Origin of the sequence: Paraburkholderia kururiensis (genome assembly GCF_034424375.1) — a bacterium.
GTDB classification, from domain to species: Bacteria; Pseudomonadota; Gammaproteobacteria; order Burkholderiales; family Burkholderiaceae; genus Paraburkholderia; species Paraburkholderia kururiensis_A.
Map to the genome: position 1 here is coordinate 6,027,334 of NZ_CP139965.1, position 17,413 is coordinate 6,044,746.

Here is a 17,413-nt window from a genome sequence, read left to right on the forward strand (position 1 = left end):
TACTTCAGCCAGACGTAAAACGCTGTGTGCGGATTGAAATGTTTGCCCGCACGCTTGCAATAGTTGCCCACTCTTCTGACGAATCGCGCCGCGGTCGGCCGGTGTCTCGCTGCGATGCAGCGCCCCCTCGCGACTTCCCACGCAGGGGTGCGGACCGAATCTTGCTGCGCATCCCCCTCTGCCGTCTTCTCGCCCGATGCGCACGCGTAGCCGGGCGCCAATGACACACCATCCCGTTTCCGATGCCCTTGCACACCGCCGCACCCGGGCTGCGCGTCGCAGTCCCGCATGTTTCAGATGTTCCGCCGTCCGAGCCTCTTGCATGGTCGCCTCGGCCTGCCGTCCCGCTTCGCGTGGCATCGCAGCTTGCCCGTACCGCATCGCCGCGGATACTCGCCGTGTGCCGCCGTCTGCGCAACGCAGTGGTGTGCCTCGCGTGTCTGTGGCCGCTCGCGCCGCATGCAGCCGGGCTCTCGCATGGCTTCGTCCCGCTGCCGCCCGCGGTGGCGGCGTCTGCAGGAAAGGCCGGGCAGCCGCCGAATCCGCACGCGCAGCCGTCGCCGGTGGTGGCGGTGCCGCCCTCCGAGCTGTACGGCGACCTCTATCGCGAAGTCGAACTCGCACGCGTCTTTCCCGACAGCAAGACCTTCGCGGACATGGAGCCCACCGTGCCGCCGCAACAGATCATGGCGGCGTTCGCGAAATTGCGCGAACAGCATCCGAACGAAGCGGCGTCCGGTGCATGGGCTGCATCCGCGGCGGACGTTGCCGACGCCGCCTCCGCCGCTAGTGCTTCCGGCACGGCAGGCACGGCGGCGAAAGGCAATGGCGCCGCGTCGCCGCTCGGCCAGTTCGTCGCGCGCTATTTCACGCTGCCCGAGCGGCAGGCGAAGCACTGGACGAGCGATCCGAACCAAGACGTGACGAGCCACATCGACACGCTGTGGAACGTGCTGCGTCGCAATCCCGACAGCGTGAAGAACGCGTGGTCGTCGCTGCTGCCGCTGCCGAAGCCGTACATCGTGCCAGGCGACCGCTTCGACGAGATCTACTACTGGGACTCGTACTTCATCATGCTGGGCCTCGAAACGAGCGGCCGCCACGATCTCACGCGCGACGAGCTCGACAACTTCGCCACGCTGATCGACCGTTATGGCCACATTCCGAACGGCAACCGCACCTACTACCTGAGCCGCTCGCAGCCGCCGTTCTTCGCGCAGATGGTCGAACTCGTCGCGCAGCGCGACGGCGACGCGGTCTATCTGCGCTACCTGCCCGAACTGAAGGCCGAGTACGCGTACTGGATGGCGGGCAGCGCGAACCTCGCGCCGGGCCACGCGTCGCGGCATCTGGTGCGCCTCGCCGACGGCACGCTGCTGAACCGTTATTGGGACGAGCGCGATACGCCGCGCGACGAGTCGTATCGCGAAGACGTGGCCACCGCGCAGGCCGCGAAGGGACGCGAGCCGGCGTCGCTGTGGCGCGACCTGCGCGCGGGCGGCGAGACAGGCTGGGACTTCAGCTCGCGCTGGTTCGCGGACGGCAAGACGCTTGCCAGCATCGACGTGACGTCGCTCGTACCCGTCGATCTGAACAGCCTGCTCTATCTGCTCGAACGCACGCTCGCGAAGGCGTATCGCGTGCAGGGCGACGCCACGCACGCCGAAAACATGGAGCTGCACGCCCGCATTCGCGCGGATGCGATCCGGCGTCTGCTGTGGGACCCGCAGCTGCACGCGTTCGGCGACTACGACTTCGTGCGCGGCACGCTCACGCACCGGCTCAGCGCGGCGACGGTCTATCCGCTCTATGCCGGCGTCGCGACGCGCGAAGAAGCGCGCAGCGTCGCGGACACGCTGAAGACGGCGCTGTTGCGTCCCGGCGGGCTCGCCACCACGCGCGTGAACACGGGCCAGCAATGGGACGAGCCGAACGGCTGGGCGCCGCTGCAATACCTCGCGGTGACGGGGCTGCGCCGCTATGGCGAAGCGGAACTCGCGCGCACGATCGCGACGCGCTGGATCCGCACGAACGTCGCGTATTACCAGCGCACCGGCAAGCTCGTGGAGAAGTACGACGTAGACGTGGCGAACCGCGCGGCGGGCGGCGGCGAATATCCGTTGCAGGACGGCTTCGGCTGGACCAACGGCGTGCTGCGCGCGCTCATGAAGCTCTATCCCGACGCAGTGCGCAGCACGCGGCCTGCCGACGTGCCCGAAGGACCGTCGGGCGTGTCGGCCGCGGCGGCATCGGCGGCGCGCGCACCGAAGACCTCGCATCGTTTGGAGGCGGCGCCTGCCGGGGCGGCGAAATCATCGCCATGAAGATCGCCTTAGACGAGGTGCGCCGACGTGCGCGATGAGTCCGCCGATTCCGCCTCGCTGCTGCCGCTGCACGACGGAAAAACGATGCAGTGCGACAGGCCCGGCGGAATCGACCGGCATGCCTGTTGCTTGAAGGAATCCGGACGCCGCAGTGCGAAGCCCTCACGTCATGAGGGCGTGCTGTCCTGACGTGGACAACCTGCGGCAATCTCCAGAGACGCGGTGCAATGGCAACGATCATGAGCGTCGGCAGCATCAACGCGGACTTTCAGTTGCGCGTCGATGCGTTGCCGCACAACGGCGAAATGGCGATGGGCAGGGAGTTCGCGAGGCTCTCGGGCGGCACGGGTCCGAACGTGGCGTGCGCGGCGCAACGGCTCGGCTTCGGCACGCAGGTGCTCGGCATGGTGGGCGACGACGACCTCGCCGACCAGGCGCTCGACCCGCTGCGCCGCGCGAACGTGGACATCTCGCACGTGCGCGTGGCGCGCGGTCACGCCACCGCTGTCGCCACCATTCTCGTCATGCCGGACGGCAGCCAGCACAAGGTCTTCGCGCCCAACGCAAGCGACGCCTGGAGCGATGACGACCTCGCCGCCGCGCGCACGGCCATCGACGCGCTCACGCCCGACGACGTGCTCGTCGTGAGCTGCGACATCTCGGCTGCCGCAGTGACCTGCGCGTTGCAGGCCGCGGCGCACCGCGGTATTCGCGTGGTGCTCGATCCGGTTCCCGGCGACCGCGTATCGACGCGCGCCGTGCGCAAGCTGTGGGCGCACGTGAGCGCCGTAATGCCCGACGACACCGCGGCCACGCGAATGAGCGGCGTGTCCGTCAGCGACGACAACAGCGCCGCGCGTGCCGCCCAGGCGATGCATGCACGCGGCGTCGCGCTGGCCTGCGTGCGGCGCGCGCATGGCGGCTGCGTGGCGGTGTTCGACAGCAACACGCTGTTCGTCGCGCCCCAGCCCGTCACGGTGGTGGATACCACGGGCGGCGACGACGCCTTCGCCGGCGCGCTCGCCGTTGCGCTCGCGGAGCAGCGCGGGCCCATCGAGGCGGTGCTGTTCGCGGCGGCGGCCGCGCATCTCGCGCTCACGCGCTACGGCGCACAGGCATCGTGCGGCGGACGGGACGAGATCGAAGCGATGCAGGCGGCACTGCGGCCGCTCGCGCGGTTGTATCGATAGCGACGCGACGTGCGCCGCTCATGCGCGGCAATGGCCTCGCATCGTGCGACGCGCCTTTGCCGTCGCCGCTGCCGCGCTCACTCTTCGTAGGCCGCCATGACGAGCCACAGGTCGCGCTCGCTCGTCTGCACGTGCGCCGCGAGCGCGTATGACGCGTGCGGATCGCACATCTCGCGCAGCACGCTCTGGGCTGCTTCGCTGTTGCCGAATACGCGCTCGGATACGCGGCGCACTTCGTCCTTGCCCTCGAACATGCAGCGGTTGTGCTGGAACACGAGCGGTTGCTGCTTCCACTCGTTGAAGCGTTCCTTCACGTGCTTGAAGTCGCCGCCGCACACGTTCGCCTGATAGTGCGTACGCGCGCTCTTCGGCAGGCCGGGTGCGCTGCCTGCATCCGCCAGGCTGCCGGCGTGGATGTCCCAGCTGTCGGTGCCCGAAAACGATCTGTCTTCCATGATGATGCCTCCCCACTGCGTGCTGCCCACCCGCCACCTTCAACGGTGAAAGGCGATGGCGGGCGGTGGCCGGTTGCGGTGCAATCAGATGCCGGCTGGGCCGCGTTGTGTCCAGGTAGCGTCCGGGTTGCATGCGCCTTGCCGCGCCAATAGCATGAAAGCACGATGGTGTATCCGCGTGTGTTGTCCTACCCACGGAGGAATCCGAAATGACTGCTCACCGCAACCCCACCACCCGCTCCACTCACACCGCCGTGACCTACGGTGCCTTCCTGATCCAGCCCGTCGTCACGACCGCTGAAAACGGGCGTTATGCCGCCACGGCCATCGTTGCCGCGCCGGACGGCAGCGAGCGCGTGATCGGCGTGGACGGCGATTTCGCGCTGCACGACGAAGCGAGCGACCGTGCCGTCGAACTGGCGATGGCATGGATCGACCAGCGCCGCATGGCGTCCGACCATCACGTGAGCGGCCGATGAGGCGCTCGCGGTGCAGACGTTGCCTCGCACTGCCGCTACGTTGATGCCGCACCGATACTCGCTACTGGCTCGCGCCCGATGCCGGTGCGATGCCGGAAGCCGCCGAGGCCGGTGCGGCGCCCATGCCGCTGTTCATGCCGCCCGCGGCGGCCGTGCCGCTCGCGCCCGCGGAACTGTTCGTGTCGGTGCTGCTGTTGTCGGCGCGCTTGCAGCCGGCGCCGCCCACTGCGATCAATGCGATAGACGAGACGACGAGCATCTGTTTCAAACCTGGTTTCATGAGCCCCTCTTTCTGTTGCAGATCCTGGAGCTCACCGAGCCGCAAGCGATGTTCCTGGCGGCCGCGCCGCCGACGTGCCCAAACCGCGCGAGCCGTGCGTGCGAACCGCGCGCGCGACTTGCATGGCAGCGCGTATGTCCGCTGTCACGCGGCGTTGGCGGCAACGCGGGTACACTGGCTGCTCGCTTTTTTCTTTTCCTTCGTGCGGCCTCGCCGGGCGCTGTCCCGCGGCGTTGCACGCCTATCGCCGGAGCCCTTCATGCGCATTGAAACCGCGTTTCTGTTCGATCTCGACGGCACGCTCGTCGATAGCGTCTATCAACACGTGCTCGCATGGAAAGAGGCGCTGGACCAGGAAGGCATCGAACTGTCGGTCTGGCGCATTCATCGCAAGATCGGTATGAGCGGCGGGCTGTTCACGAATCAACTGCTGCGCGAAACGGGCGGCGACATCAGCCCCGCGCGCGTGGAGCGGTTGCGGCATCTGCACGCCGAAGCCTACAAGCGTCTGCGTGCGCAGGTGCGGCCGCTGCCCGGCGCGCGCGAGCTGCTCGACGCGTTGAGCGAAGCCGGCACGCGCTGGGCCATTGCGACGAGCGGCCGGCTCGAAACCGCGGCAGTGAATCTGGAGGCACTGGGCGTCGACCCGGCGCTCAACACCGTGGTCACGCGCGATGACGTGAAATACGCGAAGCCGGACCCGGACCTCTTCATCGCGGCGGCCGCGCGACTCGACGTGCCGATCGAGCATACGGTCGTGGTGGGCGACAGCATCTGGGACATGCTCGCGGCGCGCCGTTGTCGCGCGCTCGGCGTGGGCCTGCTTTCAGGGGGATACGGGGCGGAAGAACTGGAGCGCGCAGGCGCGCTGCGCGTCTACGACGACCCCGCCGATCTGCTGCACCATCTCGACGAGGTTGCGGCGAGGCCTTGACGCAAATTGGAGGCGCCTCGCCGCGCGAGGTTGCCGATGCGATCAGACGATGTGCGGCGGCACGCGTCACCAGTCCGGCGCGTTCGCGTCGAGCGCATGTCCGGCGCTGCGATTGACGACGCGGTACGGGCGCTCGTGCTCGTCCAGCACGCCGCGCCATTCCGAGAGCCGTGCGAGCGAGTCCGTACGCAGCACCGCAAAGGTGCGCCCCGAACGCGCTTTCGCTTCCATCAGCTCGATCGTGCCGCTGCCGTTGCCATTGCTGCTGCCGCTGCCGTTACCGCTGGTGGGCAGCGTGCGCAGCATCGGCACATCGCGCTCGTGCAGTTGCAGCTCGTATTGTCCGAAGTGGCCCATGCCAGTCTCCTGAGGAATCGGTAGTGTTCCTGCACATCGGCGCCCTGAGCACCGTGCGCTAACCTGGAAACAGCACGCCGCGTTCCCGAATGGCGACCAAGCCGCTGCGCTCACCACCGCGCGGGCACGCGCCATGCGTCAACGCGAAAGGCCGCGAGACCGGGCATCCATCACCTGGCTGCGAACGCGTCGTCGTGCGTGCGCCGACGCGCATCGCCCCAGGGAAAGTGCCGTCATCGCGCCTTCCACACGATGCGCGGCAACGGCGTATGCTCGTGACCATGAGCCGCCGCAGCGCATCACGCATCACGACATCGCGCGCTGCCTGTTTTCCGGCTTTTTCTCCCCTCTGGCGCAAGGCTCGCGATGAATCCGTTCAACGCATCGGCCACACCCGAATCCGTGCCGCGCATCACGGTGGTCGTGCTCACGCACAACCGTGTGCGGGTCGTCCTCGAAACGGTGGCGCGCCTGCTCGCGCTGCCGGACGCGCCCGGCCTCATCGTGGCGGACAACGGTTCCACAGACGCCACCGTCACGCTGATCGGTTCGCTCTTTCCTTCGGTACGCATCGTCCAGTGTCTGGGCGACCTGGGTGCCTCGGCGCACAGTCGCGCAGTGGCGCTCGCCTGCACCGACTACGTGGCGTTCACCGACGACGACACCTGGTGGGAACCGGGTGCGCTCGCAGAGGCCGTGCGCGTGCTCGATAGCGCGCCGCGCGTGGCGGTGCTGAGCGCGCGCGTGGTGGTGGGCGACGAAGGCACGACGGACGCGCGCTGCGTGCGTCTGAGCGCGAGCCCGCTCGATCGAGGCGGACTGCCCGGCCCGGCGCTCACGAGCTACCTCGCCGGCGCATGCGTCATCCGGCGCGCGGCCCTGCTTGCCGTGAGCGGCGACGAACCGCTGCGCTTTGCGAGCGGCGACGAAGAACGCGTGGCGCTCGATCTTCTCGCGCAGGGTCACGCGATCATCTACGGCGAGGGCGTGGTGGCGCGCCGCTATCCCGCCGACGACACTGAAAACGGCGACGGCAACGAGGACAGACGTCGCGCGAATCGTCGCCGCGACGGTCGCGATGCGGGCCTGCGGCGGCGCATCGCCGCGCGCCACGCAGCGTGGGTCGCGTGGCAGCGGCTGCCGCTCGCGAGCGCGGTGGGCGCCACGCTGCGAGCCTTCGGCGTGCTCGCGCGCGAGCGTGCGCTGTGGCGCGACGCGTGGCCGCTGATCGCGGGCATCGGTGCTGCGCTCAAACGGCGCCGGCCCACACCGCCCAATGTGCTCGCGATGCGCCGCAAGGTGCTCGAAGCCGAGCGCCTCGAACAGGCGCGCGCCGCACGCGCGATGGCCGAAGAGCATCACTAGCCGCACGCACGCCGACTGATGTTCTGGTGGTCGGTACACGCGGAGGCCTCGGCGCCTCGCCCGCTCTCTTGCATACCCTCTCTGGAACACCGCTTGCGAAGCTCCACAGGTCTGCCTTCGTCCGGGACCGACGAGCCTCTGCCCGCAGCGCGCGCGAGCGTTCGTCGGGTCGCGTCGAAGCGCCGATCCGATCCCGCTCCATCGATACGAGACCACCATGAGCACCACTCGCTCCGCCCATCCTTCCACGCGCACGCGCAGCGGCCGCCCGCCTCGTCAACGGCACGCGCAGGCAAAGGAACATCACGCCCGCACGCAGGCGGCGGCAGGTCAAAGCGGCAAAGGCGGAAAGACCGGCACACGCCGCTGGTCGCATGAAGTCATGGAAAAGAGCGATGCGCTCGATCTCGAAAAAGGCATCTTCCGCAACGGCAGCGCCGACGAGATTGCGCAGTCGTTGAAGCGCTCGTCGCTTGCGAGCCGGCGCCGCAAGGGCACGCCGTTTCAGTCGGCGATGTCGATGCTCAACTTCTACATCAATCGCGCCGGCAAAAACCTGCCGAAGACGCAGCGCACGACGCTGGAGCGCGCAAAGAAGAAGCTGCGCGAAGCGTTCGGGCGCACGCCCTGACGTGCGCTTCGACGCGTGCGACGACGAGAGCCCTGACGTGCACCGGCCAGCCCTAAGCGCGCTTCGCGCTGTCTTCGCTACGCTCGCTGCCCTCGCGCTCTCGCGCAGCCGCGGCAAGCGTGCGGAGCAGCTCGATTACGCGCAGCGGGTCCACCGGTTCACGAGATGCTCGGCGAAGCCTTCGCTACGCGAGCGCTCGATGTCCTCCGGACGTCCCGATCCCGTGAGCGCCACGAAGGCCGTCGCCTCGGTGCCGGGCAGTTCGCGCAGACGCCGGGCGAGCGCGTAGCCGTCCATGCCGGGCAGGCCGATGTCGAGCAGCACGACGTCCACGGGCGCGCGCGCGTTCATCATCTGGATGGCCTCGCCGGCGTCCGCGGCCGTGTGGACCTCGTGCATGTCGAGCACCATCGCGAGCGACTCCGCGGCGTCGCGGTTGTCGTCCACGATGATCACGCGCAGCGGGCGCTGCGCGTGCGCCTCGGGCGCCGCGGGCTCCGTCACGGCGGCCACCGTGCTTGCCTGCGCGATGGGCAGGCGGATCGTGAAGTTGCTGCCGCGATTGATGCCGGCGCTCCACGCAATCGCCTCGCCGCCGTGCATCTCGGCGAGCGTGCGCACCACGGACAGGCCGATGCCGAGACCGCCCACGGCGCGGCCCGGCCGGTCCTCGCCCTGCACGAAGAGTTCGAACACATGCGGCAGCTCGGCCGCCGAAATGCCGATGCCCGTATCGCTGACCTCGATCAGCGCGCGCCCGCCCGGGCCGTGTCCTTCGGCGCGCACGGCCACGCGAATGTCGCCGCCGTCGGGCGTGTACTTGAGCGCGTTGTCCACGAGGTTCGAGACGATCTGCGTGATGCGCGTGACGTCGGCGTCCACGTAGACGGGCGTGTCGGGCATCGAGACCGCCACGCGGTGATGCCGTTCCTCCGCGTGCGGCGCGTTGATTTCGAGCGCGCCCGTCACGGCCTCGCGCAGATCGAACACGCGGCGCTTGAGCGTGATCTTGCCGGTGGTGATGCGCGAAACTTCGAGCAGGTCGTCGATCAGGCTGGAGAGGTGGCGAATCTGCCGGTCCACCACACCCGGCACCCAGCGCGCGTGCGGCGGCAGTTCGGCCTCGCTGCGCTTGAGCACCCACGCCGCGTTGCGGATAGGCGCAAGCGGATTGCGCAGCTCGTGGGCGAGCGTGGCGAGAAATGCGTCCTTGCGGCGGTCCACTTCGCGCAACGCGTCTTCCACGCTCTTGCGGTCCGTGACGTCGGCGAGCGTCCCGATAAACGAATTCGCGCCGCCCTCGGGCGTATAGCGGAAGCTGCCGCACATTTCCAGAAAGCGCAGCGCGCCGTCGTTGCGGCGAAACAGGCGAAAGAGCGCGTTGACCTGGCGGCCCGGTGCGTCTTCGGCGCGCACGTTCGACACGAGTGCTTCCAGATCTTCGGGATGCACGCAGCCGAAAAACTCTTCGCTCGACATCGGCCCGTCTTCGGGACGCTGCCCCGTGATCTCGTACATGCGGGCGTTTTCCCAGACGGCTTCGCCCGTCTCCACGTCCCACTCGAAAATGCCGAGCCCGGCGGCCGCGGCCGCGATGCGCAGGCGCTCTTCGCTGTCCTGCTGCGCCGCGAACGCGAAGTCGCGGGCGCGCAGCGAGTCGTTCACGCGCTGGTTCTGTTCCTCCAGCAACTGCCGGATGGCGCCGTAGATCATGGCGCTGAAGAGGTCTTCGATAAGCTGGTGCGCGCGCGGCTGTGTGTCGTTGCGGTGCGCCGAATGCGCGAAGAATTCGCGCGTGGCCTGCTGCGTGCACTTCTGCAGCAGGTCGAGTTCGCGAAACAGTGCATCGAGCTGGTAGCCGTGCTGCCAGCGGTGCTTGCCGTGCTGGCGCGCATCGCGCTCCACCTGGCCGTAGCTCGCCTGCGGCACGGCCGCGCGCAGCGCGACGCAGACTTCGTCGAAAACCTGCGGCAGATAGTCGATGAGCTGGGCATTCGTGAGCCGTCCGGTGTTCTCGATGGCGGGATCGGAACGCACGAGCCGCAACCAGCGTCGTGTGATCAGCCAGCGTTTGCGCTCCAGCCAGTTCGCAAGATCGGCGAAAGTCTTTCCCGCCTGCGTGTCCATTTGCGGTTCTCCAGGCTGCTGTCCGGGCCGGCGCCGTTTCTGTGCGATCGGGCGACAGCGGCCGGCGTGGGGCGTCCCCGGGCCGGCCGCACAATCCTTGCCGGCAAGCACGTTCGATGCCCGGCCCTGCCGCGCCACGCGCTTGCCCGGCACGCAAACTGCTTATCCCATGCCCTATGGGTTGCAGTGGTGCGGGCGGCGCGCTGCAACGCGTGCGCGGAAAACGCGACCAGACGGCGCCGCCTCCCCACGTGCCGGTGGTTGCCGGCGTGTATCCCTGGCAGGCAAGAATTACATTAGATGGACGTTATGACCGACCACCCGTCTCGCCCGCATGCGGGCCACAGCGCCCAGTCGTCCGGCGCGGCGCCCACTGGAGATGTCGATGGACGCTTCGAAGCCGTGGTCTATTCGATCGAGGACTACGCGGTCTTCCTGCTCGACCGCAACGGCTTCGTGACCAGCTGGAACCGGGGCGCGCGGCGTATCGAGGGGTACGAGGCCGAGGACATCGTCGGGCAGCACTTTTCCCGCTTCTATACGCGCGAAGCGGTGGCGCGCAACTGGCCCACCTACGAGCTGGAACAGGCCACCCTCACGGGCCGCTTCGAAGACGAAGGCTGGCGCGTGCGCAAGGACGGCACGACGTTCTGGGCCAACGTGGTCATCACCGCCATCCGCAACCGGCGCGGCGAACTCACCGGTTTTGCGAAGATCGTGCGCGACCTCACCGACCGGCGCCGCCAGATGGACGCGCTGCGGCAAAGCGAGGAACGTCTGCGGCTCTTGATCGAGAGCGTGAACGACCACGCCATCTTCATGCTGGACCCGACCGGCCAGGTGGTGAGCTGGAACAGCGGCGCGACCAACATCCACGGCTACCTGCCTGCGGAGATCATCGGCCGGCATTTCTCGACGTTCTACGTGCCCGAAGACATCGCCGCCGACAAGCCGCGGCGCAATCTGGAAACGGCGAAACGGCGCGGCCGCTTCGTGGACGAAGGCTGGCGCATGCGCAAGGACGGCTCGATGTTCTGGGCCAACGTCACGCTCACGACGGTGTACGACGCCGACCGCCGCCTCACCGGCTTCGCTAAGGTGACGCGCGACATGACGGAGAGCCGGCGCCGCGATGAACTGGAACGCTCGGGCCAGCGCATGCGCGACTTCCTCGCCACGCTCGCGCACGAGCTGCGCAATCCGCTTGCGCCGGTACGCAACGCCATCAGCTCGATGCAGATGGAGCCCGACGTGCCGCCCGTGGTGGCCCGTTCGCGCGACCTGATCGACCGGCAGATCGCCCATCTCTCGCGGCTCGTGGACGACCTGCTCGACGTGGGCCGCATCACCTCCGGCAAGATCGAGCTACGCCAGGCGCTCGTGAACCTGGGCGACGTGATCGGCAACGCCATCGAGGCCGCGCGGCCGTTCACGGCCGGGCGCGGCCAGACCGTGGATGTTCACATGCCCGTGCAGCCCGTGATGCTGAGGGGCGACATGACCCGGCTCGTGCAGGTTTTCCAGAATCTGCTGCACAACGCGGCGAAGTTTTCGCCCGCGGACAGCCGCATCGCCATCGACGTGGAAGTGGAAGCGCGCACGGTGGAAATCCGCATTCGCGACCTGGGCCGCGGCATTCGCCAGGAAGCGCTCGAATCGATCTTCGATCTCTTCACGCAGGAGCGCACGGGGCAAGACGCGCTGGACGAAGGACTGGGCATCGGGCTCACGTTGTGCCGCTCGCTCGTGGAACTGCACGGCGGCACGATCTCGGCCATGAGCCACGGGCACGGCACCGGCAGCACGTTCATCGTGCGGCTGCCGCGCGGCCTCGGCGAGCCCGCGGAGGCGCCGACCGCGCCGCCCGTGAGCGAAACGCCGGACGCGCATTTGCGCGTGCTGGTGGTGGACGACAACCACGATTCGGCCGACAGCCTCGCCATGCTGCTCGAACTCAAGGGCCATGACGTGCGCGTGGCCTACGACGGCGCCGCCGCGCTCGACCAGGCGGAGCGCTTCGTGCCGCACGTCGCGCTGATCGATATCGCGATGCCGAAGATGGACGGCTACGCCGCGCTGCGCGTGCTACGCAGGCGGCCCGAACTGGCCGACACCTACTTCGCCGCGATGACGGGCTTCGGCCAGCAAAGCGACATCGCGCTCTCGCGCGAGGCGGGCTTCGACATGCATCTCGTCAAGCCCGTGGACCCGACGTTGTTTGACGAACTGCTCTCGCTGGCGGCGAAACGGCAGGCCGCGCGGCAAACGCCGTCCGCTCGGTGAGCCTCGCATCTCGCGCTACTTCGCGGCCGCGTGGGCATCGACGATGGGCGCGAGAAAACCTTCGAAGCCGGTCAGAATGATCTGCACACCGATGCACAGCAGCAGGAAGGCCGACACGCGCAGCGCGACGCGCGTGCCTTCCGCGCCTAGATAGCGCGCGAGCACCGAGGCGCGACTGTACGTGTAGTAGATGACGAGCATCACGAGCCCCGAGATCGCGAACGACGCCACGCCCGACAGCAGGAACTCGGAGAGCTTGTGCGTGCGGTTCGCGTTCAGCGCGATCACGGTGGCCATGGTGCCGGGGCCGGTGGTGAGCGGCACGGTGAGCGGAAAGAAGGTCTTCGCCGTGGCCGACTCCGGCTCGACCTGCGGCACGGCGGAAGCCGAGGTGGTCTCGTTCATGCGCACGCGCGTATCCGGCGCGTTGAGCATCTGCCAGCCGCCCACCGCGACGGCAAGCCCGCCGCCGATGCGCAGCGCCTCGATGGAGATGCCGAAGAAATGCAGCATCGGCGTGCCGACGAAGAATACGACGATGAGCACGAAGAACGCGTTGATGGCGACGCGACGCGCAAGAAAGCGCCGCTCCGCGTCGGAGAGCGAGGCCGTGCGGTCGAGAAAAACGAAAGCGACGCCGAGCGGATTGATGATGCTGATGAGCCCGGTGAAGCCGAACAGAATGTCGGAGATCAGGCTTTCTATCATGCTGTGATGGATCCGGAAAACGCGGGTTGAACGCAGGTTGAAAAGTGCGAGCAGTGTAACCGCATCGGAGCGCGCCGGGATCACGCATGCCGGCACGGGCTCGCTATGCGGCGCGAGCTGGCCGGAAGGGTGACATGAGGGGCGACCGGACGGGCAACCTGAAGGCGCGAAGCATGCTGCGACGCACACTGTGCAAACGCCCTCAAACGCTTGTACGCCTTCGTGCCGGAGCGCCTTTCAAAGCGCCTTCACTATTTTTGATCCGCTTTACCTCGCCGATCGGGCAGGCATACAGTCGCACGGACAACCCGCAGTCTCCGACGCATCCACCCCGTTCCAGGAGTCGCTCATGTCCTTCCGGTTGCTTGCTGCCTTGCCCTTCATCGGCATTCTGCTTGGCGTGCCGTTCGTGAACCGCGTCGAGCCGCTCGTGCTCGGCATGCCGCTCGTGCTTGCGTGGATCGTGCTGTGGGTGGTGCTCACGGCGGTCATCATGGCGATCGTCTACCGGCTCGATCCCGCCAACCGGGAACCGCAAGGCGCGAATGTCCGAGGCTCGGCGCCCGAGGTGCGTTCATGAGCAGCGCTCTCGTCATCATTGCCGCCGTCACGCTGCTTGCGCTCTACCTCGGCATGCGGGCCCGCCGCGGCCACGACATGAACCTCGAGCAATGGACGGTGGGCGGCCGCAGCTTCGGCACCGCGTTCGTGTTCCTGCTGATGGCGGGCGAGATCTACACGACCTTCACGTTCCTCGGCGGCAGCGGCTTTGCGTACGGCAAGGGCGCGCCCGTCTACTACATCCTCGCGTATGCGACGCTCGCCTACGTGCTCTCGTACTGGATGCTGCCGCCCGTCTGGCGCTACGCGAAGGCCGAGCGCCTCGTCTCGCAGCCGCATTTCTTCGCGCGCAAGTACGCGAGCCCGGCGCTCGGCGTGCTGGTTGCGCTTGTCGGCGTCGCGGCGCTCGTGCCCTACCTCGTGCTGCAGCTCAAGGGGCTCGGCATCATCGTGTCCACCGCGTCGTACGGCGCGATTCCTTCGGCGGCCGCCATCTGGATCGGCGCGGCGGTCGTGACGGCCTACGTGATGGTGTCCGGCGTGCGCGGCTCGGCGTGGAACTCCGTCGTGAAGGATCTGCTGATTCTCGCGGTCGTGCTGTTCCTCGGCATCTATCTGCCCATTCATCACTACGGCAGCCTCGGCGAAATGTTCCGCGCCATCGACGCCGCGAAGCCCGGCTTCCTCGCCTTCCCGGCCAAGGGATCGAGCGTGATCTGGTTCCAGTCCACCGTGCTGCTCACTGCGCTCGGCTTCTTCATGTGGCCGCACACGTTCGGCTCGGTCTACACGGCGAAGGACGAGCGCATTTTCCGGCGCAACGCGATGGTGCTGCCGCTCTATCAGCTGATCCTGCTGTTCGTGTTCTTCTGCGGCTTTGCGGCGTCGCTGAAGGTGCCGGGCCTCAAGGGCGGCGACATCGACCTGTCGCTCTTCCGGCTCTCGCTCGTCACGTTCGACCCGTGGTTCGTGGGCGTGATCGGCGCCGCGGGTGTGCTGACCGCGCTCGTGCCGGGCTCGATGATCCTCACCACGGCCTCGACGCTGCTCGCCAACGACGTCTATCGCGGCCTCTTTCACAAGGCCGCCGACGATCGCGTTGTCGCGCAGCTTGCACGGCTTTTCGTGCCACTCGTGGCGCTCGTCGCGGTGCTGTTCACGCTGCATGGCGGCGAGACGATCGTGGCGCTGCTGCTGATGGGCTACAACTTCGTCACGCAGCTGTTTCCGGGGCTCGTATGCAGCCTCGCCGCGCACAACCGTGTCACGAAGCAAGGCGTGTTCTGCGGGATCGTGGCAGGCGTCGCCGTGGTGGTGACCACCACGGTGATGCACATGAGCGTCGCGCAACTGCTGCCGTTCCTGCCGGATGCGCTCAAGGACATCAACATCGGCTTGCTGGCGCTCGCGCTCAACGTGGTGGTGCTCGCGCTCGTGAGCGCCGTCACGCAGCCGCGTACGGAAGCGGGCGGGTCGCATGCGGGTGTGCATTGACGCTGTGCGCTGTCGACGCTGATGAGGCGCGCTGACGAGGTGCGCCGACGTCCGACGCTGACCTGAGACAAACCCGCCGCAATTCCAGAGCAACCGGTCGCCGCGCCCGCATAGTCCCCAGGGCGCGGCCACGGGGCGGCCGTGATATGGTGGCGGGCGTTTCCCCACGCCCATCCCTGCCCTGATCCATGGCCCAGCCTTTCGACGACGCCGAACGCGCGGCCGTATATCGCGCCATCTACGAGCGGCGCGACATGCGCCACTTCACACCCGGACTGGTTGCCCCCGAGGTTCTCGCGCGTCTCTTCGACGCTGCGCATCACGCGCCGAGCGTCGGCTTCATGCAGCCCTGGCGCATCGTGCGGATCACCGACTCCGCGGTGCGCACGGCGCTGCACGCCATCGTGGAACGCGAACGCATTGCCACCGCGGACGCGCTCGGCAAGCGCCGCGACGAGTTCATGAAGCTCAAGGTGGAAGGCATGCTCGAATGCGGCGAGTTGCTCGTGATGGCGTTGATGGACCGGCGCGAGCCGCACGTGTTCGGCCGTCGCACGATGCCCGAGATGGACCTGGCGTCGGTGGCCTGCGCGATCGAGAACATGTGGCTCGCGGCGCGCGTCGAAGGGCTCGGCATGGGCTGGGTATCGCTCTTCGACGTCGACGCCGTGCGCGCGCTGCTCGGCATGCCGGCGGGTGCGAAGCCGGTGGCGATTCTGTGCCTCGGCCACGTCGAAGCGTTCTATCCGCAACCGATGCTGGAAATGGAGCACTGGGCCGAGCGCCGCGCGCTCGACACCTGCGTGTTCGAAAACCGCTGGCACGATGATGGAGACGATGGCGGCGATGGTGGCGGCGCGGGTGGCTGATCCGCGGCAGGACGAGGCACGAGATCAACCGGCCGCGCGCATGGAAGCGCGCAAGCCGTTCAGGTGAGAGGCACGGGCGCAGCGGCTCAGGCCAAAGCTCACGCTTAGCCGCGCATGCACACCGCTTCGACGTTGTTGCCGTCCGGGTCGATGACGAACGCGCCGTAGTACGTGGGGCTGTACTCCGGTCGCAAGCCGGGCCCGCCGTTATCCTGGCCGCCCGCGCGCAGGCCTTCGCGATGGAAGCGCCCGACTGCGTCGCGGCTGGCCGCTTCGAAGGCGAGATGAACGCCGCGCGGCGCGGCAGCATCGTCGTGAGTCGCATGCAGCCACAGCTGCGGATGCCCAGGCTTGCCGAAACCGGCCAGATCGCCCTCGTGCATGCATAGCTCGAAACCGAGCGGCGCGAGCGTCTGCTCGTAGAAGCGCACGCTGCGCGCCAGATCCGACACTCTCAAACCGACGTGATCGAACATACGTTTTCTCCTCGTTGGCTACCGAACGCGATGCCAGCATACGGCGCGCCCGCGCGCGACGCCTGGGGAAAATTGCTTCGACTGTCGTCCGGGCTGGCTTGCCTTCCGCGTGGCGTGGCTGCCGCAATCGTTGCGGCAGCCACGCCTCAACGTGCCAGCGGCTTGATCGACACCACGCCCGGCTCCATGCCGTTTTTCACGGGATGCAGCGTCACGCGCCATGCGCCGGCGCCCGCATAGGGAAACTCGGCGAACGCGCTCTTCACGAGGATCGGAACGGTGCGCGACGCGTCGGCGTCGTGATCGCGGCTCACGGCCACGACCTTGTAGACCTCGCGCGCCGTCTCGCGGTCGAAGAAGCGCAAGCTGAGCACGTGCACGTAGCTGCGCAGGAAGAACCAGAATCCCGACGACGGCGGCATGCTGCACGAACCGCTGGCGTCCCCGCACTCGGGAACGTCGAGGCCGATCGACGCGGGGCGCGTGGCGTGAGCAATCGAAACGAGATAGCGCGGATTGGCGCCGGCCGCGCCGGCGTCGCGAAAACCGTACCTCGCGAGCGCGCCGCGCACCTGCTCCTCGTACTGCAGACGCACGTCGCTCGCTTCCTGCGAGGCCGTGCGCGCGAGGCGGTACGTCGTGTCGCCCTGGGGCGGCCGCGACATGCCCGTGGCGCGCACATTCGTGCTGACGTCGGCACAGCCGGCGAGACTGGCGGTGGCGAGCGTCGCGCATGCCGCGATGAGCGATGGACGGACCGTCACGGGCGGGAATTTCATCGAGGCTTCCGCATCAAGGGTTTCGGGTGCTCCGCAATTCCCGCGCCGCCGGGTTCGGCGACGCTGCTCGGGCACCTGGCACCGCCGCGCACGCGCGGGGC

Annotated in this window: 17 protein-coding genes; 10 read left to right on the forward strand and 7 right to left on the reverse strand. The window is 68.0% G+C overall.

The features are described from left to right. Positions 1–398: 398 nt before the first annotated feature. Positions 399–2,324 carry an alpha,alpha-trehalase TreF gene (gene treF / locus U0042_RS26985; RefSeq protein ID WP_419150470.1) on the forward strand — a complete coding sequence of 642 codons (1,926 nt, stop codon included), beginning with the start codon at positions 399–401 and terminating at the stop codon, positions 2,322–2,324. A gap of 239 nt (positions 2,325–2,563) precedes the next feature. Further along, complete coding sequence (locus U0042_RS26990) at positions 2,564–3,514, forward strand: PfkB family carbohydrate kinase (protein WP_157977842.1); 951 nt, start codon at positions 2,564–2,566, stop codon at positions 3,512–3,514. Between the two features lie 77 nt (positions 3,515–3,591). Here the strand turns inward: U0042_RS26990 and U0042_RS26995 are convergent, their stop codons facing one another. Continuing rightward, a complete protein-coding gene (locus tag U0042_RS26995) occupies positions 3,592–3,969 on the reverse strand; it encodes a hypothetical protein (RefSeq protein WP_114811638.1) in 378 nt (125 codons plus the stop codon). Between the two features lie 209 nt (positions 3,970–4,178). On the opposite strand from U0042_RS26995, the gene U0042_RS27000 reads away from it, so the two are divergent. Further along, entirely contained in the window at positions 4,179–4,448 is a 270-nt protein-coding gene (locus U0042_RS27000; protein WP_232833414.1) for a hypothetical protein, read from the forward strand. Positions 4,449–4,509: 61 nt separating this feature from the next. On the opposite strand, the gene U0042_RS27005 is transcribed toward U0042_RS27000, so the two are convergent. Further along, on the reverse strand, positions 4,510–4,728 hold the full coding sequence (locus U0042_RS27005) for a hypothetical protein (protein ID WP_232833415.1): 219 nt from the start codon (positions 4,726–4,728) through the stop codon (positions 4,510–4,512). Positions 4,729–4,987: 259 nt separating this feature from the next. On the opposite strand from U0042_RS27005, the gene U0042_RS27010 reads away from it, so the two are divergent. Further along, positions 4,988–5,662, forward strand: coding sequence for an HAD family hydrolase (locus U0042_RS27010; RefSeq protein WP_114811604.1), 675 nt, complete (start codon positions 4,988–4,990; stop codon positions 5,660–5,662). Between the two features lie 66 nt (positions 5,663–5,728). Here U0042_RS27010 and U0042_RS27015 read toward each other — a convergent pair whose 3' ends face one another. Next, entirely contained in the window at positions 5,729–6,019 is a 291-nt protein-coding gene (locus U0042_RS27015; protein ID WP_114811605.1) for a hypothetical protein, read from the reverse strand. A gap of 366 nt (positions 6,020–6,385) precedes the next feature. Between U0042_RS27015 and U0042_RS27020 the strand changes: the two genes are divergently transcribed. Together U0042_RS27020 and U0042_RS27025 are read left to right on the forward strand one after the other, a co-directional pair. After that, positions 6,386–7,384: a glycosyltransferase family 2 protein gene (locus U0042_RS27020; protein WP_114811606.1), complete on the forward strand. Its 999-nt coding sequence runs from the start codon at positions 6,386–6,388 to the stop codon at positions 7,382–7,384. Between the two features lie 217 nt (positions 7,385–7,601). Next, positions 7,602–8,015 (forward strand): DUF3175 domain-containing protein, encoded by a 414-nt coding sequence (locus U0042_RS27025; protein WP_114811607.1) that lies wholly within the window; start codon positions 7,602–7,604, stop codon positions 8,013–8,015. A gap of 135 nt (positions 8,016–8,150) precedes the next feature. On the opposite strand, the gene U0042_RS27030 is transcribed toward U0042_RS27025, so the two are convergent. Continuing rightward, positions 8,151–10,142, reverse strand: coding sequence for a hybrid sensor histidine kinase/response regulator (locus U0042_RS27030; RefSeq protein WP_232833416.1), 1,992 nt, complete (start codon positions 10,140–10,142; stop codon positions 8,151–8,153). 309 nt (positions 10,143–10,451) lie between these two features. Here U0042_RS27030 and U0042_RS27035 point away from each other — a divergent pair, with 309 nt between their 5' ends. After that, the gene (locus U0042_RS27035; protein WP_419150544.1) at positions 10,452–12,425 is read left to right on the forward strand and encodes a PAS domain S-box protein; all 1,974 of its coding nucleotides are present in this window, start codon (positions 10,452–10,454) and stop codon (positions 12,423–12,425) included. A 15-nt stretch (positions 12,426–12,440) separates the two neighbouring features. Here U0042_RS27035 and U0042_RS27040 read toward each other — a convergent pair whose 3' ends face one another. Next, positions 12,441–13,133, reverse strand: coding sequence for a MarC family protein (locus tag U0042_RS27040; RefSeq protein WP_114811609.1), 693 nt, complete (start codon positions 13,131–13,133; stop codon positions 12,441–12,443). 349 nt (positions 13,134–13,482) lie between these two features. On the opposite strand from U0042_RS27040, the gene U0042_RS27045 reads away from it, so the two are divergent. From U0042_RS27045 to bluB, 3 genes are all read left to right on the forward strand, one after another. Next, entirely contained in the window at positions 13,483–13,713 is a 231-nt protein-coding gene (locus tag U0042_RS27045; protein WP_114811610.1) for a DUF3311 domain-containing protein, read from the forward strand. Beyond that, positions 13,710–15,188 (forward strand): sodium:solute symporter family protein, encoded by a 1,479-nt coding sequence (locus U0042_RS27050; protein WP_114811611.1) that lies wholly within the window; start codon positions 13,710–13,712, stop codon positions 15,186–15,188. The genes U0042_RS27045 and U0042_RS27050 overlap by 4 nt, the downstream gene beginning before the upstream one ends. A gap of 188 nt (positions 15,189–15,376) precedes the next feature. Beyond that, positions 15,377–16,057, forward strand: coding sequence for a 5,6-dimethylbenzimidazole synthase (gene bluB / locus U0042_RS27055; protein WP_114811612.1), 681 nt, complete (start codon positions 15,377–15,379; stop codon positions 16,055–16,057). Positions 16,058–16,161: 104 nt separating this feature from the next. On the opposite strand, the gene U0042_RS27060 is transcribed toward bluB, so the two are convergent. Both U0042_RS27060 and U0042_RS27065 read right to left on the reverse strand, forming a co-directional pair. Beyond that, positions 16,162–16,533, reverse strand: coding sequence for a VOC family protein (locus U0042_RS27060; RefSeq protein WP_114811613.1), 372 nt, complete (start codon positions 16,531–16,533; stop codon positions 16,162–16,164). A 146-nt stretch (positions 16,534–16,679) separates the two neighbouring features. Then, positions 16,680–17,312 (reverse strand): DUF4136 domain-containing protein, encoded by a 633-nt coding sequence (locus tag U0042_RS27065; RefSeq protein WP_114811614.1) that lies wholly within the window; start codon positions 17,310–17,312, stop codon positions 16,680–16,682. Positions 17,313–17,413: the final 101 nt, after the last annotated feature.